Source organism: Deltaproteobacteria bacterium, assembly GCA_016931625.1.
Lineage (GTDB): Bacteria > Myxococcota > XYA12-FULL-58-9 > XYA12-FULL-58-9 > JAFGEK01 > JAFGEK01.
The window spans coordinates 1-7,433 of record JAFGEK010000013.1 but is presented as its reverse complement, the minus strand read 5'-3'; the positions used below and the strand labels follow the sequence as shown (position 1 = coordinate 7,433).

Here is a 7,433-nt window from a genome sequence, read left to right as displayed (position 1 = left end):
TAAAGCAAAGCAAGTTAAAGGAGATTATCTTCTTATCCATGATACAACCAGTGTATCGCCAAAGCATTCACTGCGTGAGGAGTTGCGAACTAAAAACTCTCAAGCGTGGCGTGCTATGTTGTTGTCTTTTACAGTATACTTAATAGACCTCTGCAGCAGCGTTGGAAGTCAGCGCTTAAAAATAATCGTAAATTATTCTTCATTCAGGCTGCCCGGCGTTCGTACCGGTGATGCAAACCACCGAGTTGCTCTATCGCCACCACATGGCCAGCATCGCGTGGCTGAACAGGCCGAGGCTTTGGGCAATCCATCGCCAGTGATAGATGCGTTAAGACTCTCGTGATAGTATGTAAAATACGCTCTCAAAATGCGATGAAGATGGCGCTCATTCAAGACAACTATGTGATCTAAACAATCACGACGAATGCTGCCAATCATCCTCTCACAAAATGAATTTTGCCATGGACTCTTTGGTGCTGTGAGTATCTCTTCAATACCAATACTATTAACCTGATGCTTAAAAACTTGGCCGTATATTGAATCACGATCGCGCAGTAAATAATGTGTTGCCTCGTCATAAGGAAAAGCCTCGATGATTTGTCGTGCGGTCCATTCTGCTGTTGGATTAGTGGTGACATTAAAATGCAACACACGGCGACGGTTATGTGCGAAAACAATGAAGACATAAAGCATAGTAAAACGAATAGTTGGCACTACAAAGAAATCTACTGCAGCAATGTCTTTAACGTAATTCTTAAGAAAAGTTTTCCATGTTTGCGATGGCCGATGACGCGGATGCACCATGTATTTCTCAACCGTCGACTTGGCGACAATAATACCGATTTTACTAAGCTCGCCAACAATGCGCGGTGCACCCCAAGTTCTATTGGCCATAAACATCTTGCGTATAAGTTCACGAGTCTCGACATCGACGGCAGCGCGGCCTGCTCGACCACGGCGACTAAGTCGCGTCAAGTGATCACGAAATCGCCGACGCTGCCAAGCAATGACGGTGGCAGGTTGCACAAAAAGCAAGACCTCTTGCCAACGAGCCCAATGTTTAGAAAGCCATGCCCAGAAAATTCTATCGAGCGGTGTTAAATGGCTACGCGGTTTTGTTTTGCTCATAGACACTGAGCTGATGACGCAAAGCCATGTTTTCCATCAAATACAGCTTCAATCTCGGATATTTTTTGAATACCTTCAGCAGCCGTTTCGAGCATTAAAATGCTTGGGTGATCTCTAAGCATTTCTATTTAATATCCTTAAAAAGATTTTGTAAGTGAATAATCGCGATTTCTCTTTGCCGAGCACGGTTTAATCTAAGCATATCGATTGTCGATAACCAGTGATAAAGAGATTCGTTTTTTAGGCATACTTCCGGGGCGGATCGGTAAAGTGGTTGTATTGATATACCTCTGTCTTTTCCATTGCTGTATGGCCAGATATAGACATCATCATTTTTACCAACATTAAAATCATCTCTCATAAATGGAGACGAATACCCTGTTAAAACTCCTCTTGCAGGTTTACCTAAAGATGCAGGAAAAGCGTATTGTATTCCATGAATCAAAAATTCTTCTAAAGCAGTTTTTCTTATCATTTTTGTAAATGAATCATAAATGAATGATTCTTTGAGACGATTAATTGCCCCATGTGTTTCAGAGGCGCTAATTTGAAGAGACTTCCCCAGTTGAGCAAAAGTAATTTTTTTACCGTTTTGCAAAAGAAGTTCAACAGCCACTAGTATATCTTGTGATTTCATTTATATATCTCGATATTCGCCATTCGCGAATTGCGAATATCTAATAAAGTACGCCTAAATTCATGGCATGGCAAGAATTATTTATTGTTACTTTGCCCAAACTCCGGTTGTTGTTGTCCCTCCCAAAAATCTCAAATGAACTCATCGTGGCCGATTTTAAGTGTAACAACTTACTCAGCAACAGCTAAAAATTATCTAACCTGGATGTTGCTAGTTTGGGGCACACTCTCTGCGTGTTGCTTATCATGTTCGAATGGCAAGACGAGTTTTCGAAAAGTCGTGGTTTAGTTACGGCAAGTTTTCATCCATCGAGGGCTTGTTAACCGCGATGTGTTTTTTGAATACAAAAACAATATGAGTCATGAAAACAAACAGACGCTTAGTAACCTCAATTGTGAGGAAACAAATGAGTCAAAAGGACTAGCTTCGGTAACATTTACTTATGAGGCAACTGGAGACAGATCGGAGATTTTATTGCACATTTTTGATCCTCGTCTCTTTGTGAGCGACATTTTCCATGCCTTGCTTTTTGGTCGAAAAACAGCATCAAGCTAGCTGGCGCTAAACATTATATCTATCTTTTCAATCAAAAAACATCATGTATTTTAGTAAGTTATCCCACCTAGACACGCCAATTAGAAACTGAGCCAAACGGTAATCAAAAAAGTGAGCCACCCCTAGCGCAAACATCCGGTAGGATTGAGTTGTTAAAAGCAATACCGCCGGAGGAAGGAAATGCTAGGGATGGCGTTAGTAAACGTAAGTACGACACAAGATTCTTGTCGAGGGTGTTAGTCAACTTCAAATAGCTAAGCAGATGGGTGTTAGCCGTAACACCGTCAAGAAATACTTATCCATAAGTGACCGCCCAGACGCATCGAAACAAAACCAAGGCGCACGCCTATATTTGATTTAGTGGCACCCCGCATTGAAGAGCTTTTAAGCGAATGGCAACCCCTTATTAGCGCCAAACAACGATTAACCAGCGCTCGTTTGTATGAGCAACTAATCACCGAAGGCTATCAAGTAAGCCCCTCATGGGTAAGAAAATATTTGAGAAGCCAGCGCCTAAAAAACAGCGAAGTATTTATCTCATTGCAATATTATGCTGGCGAATAAGCTCAAATAGATTTTTTTGAGGTCACTTTAAATATTGCGAATATTATCAGCAAAGCATGGATGTTTGTTGTACATTTAATGTATAGCGGTCGCGATTTTGCCTGTGTTTATGAACATTGCGACCAAATTTCATTTCTTGATGGCCATGTACGAGCGTTTGCCCCCCAAAACTCGGTGCCTCTATGATCAGGGCGGTCAAGTCAAAAATGTTTTTGAATTGCCGTAGAATGTTTTTAGGTGGTGCCCTGGAGTTTTGAATATTTTCACCAAAGTATCGAAGCCCTGAAAAAATCAATGCGATGGAATTTTCAGGAGGGTCAAGTGTTAAACGTCATATATTGTCGTCTTTTGCGACGTATTTTGTCGCTTAGATATACCATATATGCTATTAAATAGGGATGAATAGCGAAGATAAAGTAAACGAAGCGTTACGGTTGCTAGGAGAAGTGCTAAAACAACGCAACTTGGCTTATGAATTAGTAATTATTGGTGGTGGTGCATTACTATTAAAAAATCTTATAAAACGGCCAACATTAGATATAGACGCTGTAGCAAGAATTGATACCGGTAAATGGCTACCAGCAAAACCATTACCAGAACCCTTAGTTTCAGCTGTACGAGATGTTGCAAATGCACTTGGTTTAGAGCAAGAACCACGCGATGAGAAAGATTGGTTAAACGGAGGTCCATCAATACTAGGCAAGCTATTATTGCCTGCTGGTTTTGCTGAACGTACTGAAATTCGACGATATGGACCACTCACAATTAGAATAGCCTCCAGACAAGATTTAATTACACTCAAACTATGGGCTGCAACAGATACCGCCCGCAGTCAAAGACGAGCTGTTGATATTGGTGATTTACGAGAAATTAAACCAACTGTTGCAGAACTAAAAACTGCCTCCCGCTGGTGTATTCTTAAAGACGGCCGCACAGAGATTGCGGTTGCTGAAATATCCAAAGTGCTAGTTGAGCTAGGTTCTAAGTCACGAGACATTATCGATGAATAAATTAGAAGAAAAAATATTAGATCTACTATGGAGTCTGTGGAGCGAGCTTGGTATCCCCGGACCAAAACGTCTACATCAAAATGCCTCCATCGACCCAGAGCCACTTATTGTATGGACTCCCTTTTTGGCAGCACATGACCCTCGTTTACTAGGCTTGGTATTTGATTGGTGTATAGCCAACGAAACACACGTAAGCAAAAAACGCTTCACCGGTCTTCTAAAAAATATACCACTAGAAGCAGCCTCAAGCTTTGCAGCTTTTAATGGTGCACTTTCAAAACATGGTGTTCAATGGCAGCCGCAAAATAATGTGGCAAACTTACAGCAAGGTCGCACGAAAATCCACCTTCCAATAGAACGCCCTTCCCTAATACGATTTCGTCTTAGAGCATTATGCGGCTCACCTATTAAAGCAGAAGTTTTTATCGCATTAATAAAAACTGGCGATACTCCTCTACAGACATCAGAAATAATTCCAGCAGGTTTTACACGACGAAGTACTGAGCGGGCTGTAGAAGAACTTGCAGCGGCAAACCTTATTGAAGTTACAAATAATATTCGACCCAAAGTATTTCGCCTAAGGCATCATAACTCTCTAAAAATTTTCATTAATGGCAGAGGGCTTCGATGGATTGATTGGCATCAGGCACTCTCGCTTATAGCTCATTTAATGGGTCTTATTAAACTAACATCTAAAGATATGGGTATATTAAGGGTTGAGACTGCGAAGGTCTGGCAACCAATATCTAAACTCAGCATGAAACTTAATCTAGAGTCTCTTAAAGGCTCTCCCGAGCAACCTGATGCTCATGAAAAACTAATAGATTGGGGTATGCGAGCAATCGAAAACCTCTAAATGCTGTCCCTCCATGTTTGTGATGGTGGACAATGCGGATTCACCATGTATTTCTCAACCGTTGACTTGGCGACAATAATGCCGATTTTTCTAAGCTCGCCAACAATACGCGGCGCACCCCAAGTCACATTAGCTATCGACATTTTACGGATGAGTTCACGCATCTTGACTGGAAACGCTCATCTAAAAGCGCGGTAAAGCGATCATGCAGATCATCAACGCGAGTACATGAAGCGTCACAAAATGACTCAGCAAGGTATCAACGCCGCAGGTACTCAAATAGCAGAGAACTTAGATTCTCAAGCGGCTTGATTTTGAACTGACAGACGATTGAACCATTCAGGGTATAACTGTCAGATCTAGTCGAGGTCAGTACAGATCAACTCAACAAAATATTGATACTCGAGCAGATCGTGCTCAGCTAAAACTTGTAGGCCAGCATCTTCTGCCAATTTTATAAATTCATCGCAACTAAGGCGCGCTTCTAATGGTGGGCCCATCGGGGTCGGTTTTTTATGAAAATCAATATTTACTATTCTCCCACCACGATGCAGCAATAACTTTAATTTCTTTAAATAACCAACTAGATCAGAAAAATGATGAAAAGTGTTAACGAGAAACACGCAATCAAACATTTTCTTTGGTACTAATGGGTCATTAGCAAGACCAAGCACGGGCACAACATTAGATACTTGGGCGGCATTTAAACGATCTCGCAATACCGCAAGAACTTGTGGTTCGATTTCAACTGCATAGACCAAGCCGCTATCACCTACAGCTTTGGCCAATCTTAACGTAAAATATCCAGGACCTGCTCCAATTTCGCAAACCACCGATCTTGCAGGCAGCGCTAAATAGGTAATTACTTCTTCAGGTTTTTGCCAGGCAGCACGATCTGGCGACTCCATACGAGACATATGGTTATCAAGATGAAAAGTAGATGAATGTGATGAATTGTATGTTTTATCGTTTTTCATTTATTTATTGACTTTCAACTGTAAAACTGTATTGCAATTAAATAACTCCATGGACTTTTTTATTTTTTAAAGAGATTAATATGTTACATATTGATCAATCGCGTCCTTTTTTATCACTGCTATCTTTTCTATTTTTCTCATTAACCTTATCTAGCCTATCCGCAGCAGAAATAAAAACAAAGATACTTATTGAAGGTAAAGAATTGTCTCAAACTAATGGGCTGAACTTTGATTCGCATGGCAACTTTTATGTCGCCAGCATAGTTGATCGTTCAATATATAAAATTGACCCCGACTCAGGAGAACTCTTAGACAAATTAGGACCAGAACTTGGTGTTGAGTCACCAGATGATTTAGTTATCGATAATAATGGCAATATCTATTGGACTTCATATCTAACCGGCGAAATTGGTAAACTGACTTCAGCTAAAGTTAAATCAACTGTTGCCATGTTAGGGCCGGGCGTAAATGGAATTACTATAGCTAATGATGGAAGTTTGTTGGTAAGCCGAATTTTCTTTGCTGATCAAATATGGCAACTTGATCCCTCAGGTATTAACGACCCGGTTTTAATTGGTGAAGGTTATCCAGGCATTGATGGTATTGATATGGGTAGCGATGGCTATTTGTATGTACCCTTATGGTATACTGGACAAGTTGGGAGAATCGAGGTGTCAACCGGAACTTTAGAGATTATAGCTAATGGATTTATCACCCCTACCGCTGTTAAACTTAATTCAACCAACGAATTGTTCGTAAGCGACATACTTGCCGGCGCAATATACTCAATAGATATTACTAGTGGTGAAAAGACCATAATTATTGATGATATCCCCGGCGTTGATAATATTGCCTTTGATAGTGAAGATATTCTGTATTTTTCTAACAGCGACAACGGCTCTTTACATCAATTAAAACATCCTAACAATCTAAAAGAATTGACACCTGCTGGTTTAACTGGCCCAAGTGGTTTAGCTTTACTTAGTATTAATGAAAATACTTCACTATTTGTTGCTGATATGTTTCAATTAGCTGAATACAACCCCATAAATGGTCATCTACGTGGTAGTGTTGATGTAGTGTCAGCGCAAAGTGCCGCACTTAAAACCCCCGTAACTATTGCGCCCTATGGTGATCAATTGCTCATCACTTCATGGTTTGCCAACTCGGTACAGATTTGGGATCCGAGCTCACAACAACTCACTGAAGAATTTGATGATTTTCAAGTGCCCATTGATGCTATTGAGTTCGCAGGAGATCTCGTTGTTTCTGAATTGGGTAGTGGCTGCATAATACGACAGGATGGGCAAACCCAAAGTCGTACAGCAATGGCCTGCTATCCATCAATTTTGTATCCAGGTAGTCTAGCTGCAAAACAAGGAACATTATGGGTAGCTGATTGGGTCCAAGGTGCAATTTATCGTTTAGCTGAGGCTTCGCAAACATTAACTAATCCAGTGTTAGTCACCTCTGGTCTGTTAATGCCCGAAGGTTTAGCTGCTATGCCGGATGGTTCGCTAGTTACAGTTGAAACCGGCACTCAACGTTTGGTATTAATCGACACTACGCAAGGATCATTTAGCGTTATAGTTGAAGAACTAGCCGTTGGCAGTCCAGCACCACCAAATTTCGTACCCACCTGGATCATGACAGGTATCGCTGTCGATGATGAAGGGGTTATTTATGTTGGTGAAGAAATCAGCCAC

The 7,433-nt window shown here is 41.0% G+C and carries 7 protein-coding genes and 1 pseudogene; 5 read left to right on the top strand and 3 right to left on the bottom strand.

The genetic code is table 11. The annotated features are described in order from the left end of the window. Nucleotides 1–203 precede the first annotated feature (203 nt). A pseudogene (locus JW841_00665) lies at nt 204–501 on the bottom strand (transposase). Between the two features lie 751 nt (nt 502–1,252). Continuing rightward, nucleotides 1,253–1,765 (bottom strand): hypothetical protein, encoded by a 513-nt coding sequence (locus tag JW841_00660; protein MBN1959429.1) that lies wholly within the window; start codon nt 1,763–1,765, stop codon nt 1,253–1,255. Between the two features lie 817 nt (nt 1,766–2,582). On the opposite strand from JW841_00660, the gene JW841_00655 reads away from it, so the two are divergent. From JW841_00655 to JW841_00640, 4 genes are all read left to right on the top strand, one after another. Then, nucleotides 2,583–2,681, top strand: coding sequence for a hypothetical protein (locus JW841_00655; protein MBN1959428.1), 99 nt, complete (start codon nt 2,583–2,585; stop codon nt 2,679–2,681). Next, nucleotides 2,681–2,884, top strand: a complete 204-nt coding sequence (locus JW841_00650) for a hypothetical protein (protein ID MBN1959427.1) — start codon at nt 2,681–2,683, stop codon at nt 2,882–2,884. The genes JW841_00655 and JW841_00650 overlap by 1 nt, the downstream gene beginning before the upstream one ends. A 398-nt stretch (nt 2,885–3,282) precedes the next feature. Further along, nucleotides 3,283–3,894: a hypothetical protein gene (locus JW841_00645; GenBank protein MBN1959426.1), complete on the top strand. Its 612-nt coding sequence runs from the start codon at nt 3,283–3,285 to the stop codon at nt 3,892–3,894. Then, nucleotides 3,887–4,750, top strand: a complete 864-nt coding sequence (locus tag JW841_00640) for a hypothetical protein (GenBank protein ID MBN1959425.1) — start codon at nt 3,887–3,889, stop codon at nt 4,748–4,750. The genes JW841_00645 and JW841_00640 overlap by 8 nt, the downstream gene beginning before the upstream one ends. 359 nt (nt 4,751–5,109) lie before the next feature. Here the strand turns inward: JW841_00640 and JW841_00635 are convergent, their stop codons facing one another. Next, entirely contained in the window at nt 5,110–5,727 is a 618-nt protein-coding gene (locus JW841_00635; protein MBN1959424.1) for a class I SAM-dependent methyltransferase, read from the bottom strand. Nucleotides 5,728–5,807: 80 nt separating this feature from the next. Here JW841_00635 and JW841_00630 point away from each other — a divergent pair. Beyond that, a partial coding sequence (locus JW841_00630; protein ID MBN1959423.1) for a hypothetical protein occupies nt 5,808–7,433 on the top strand: 1,626 nt, incomplete at its 3' end.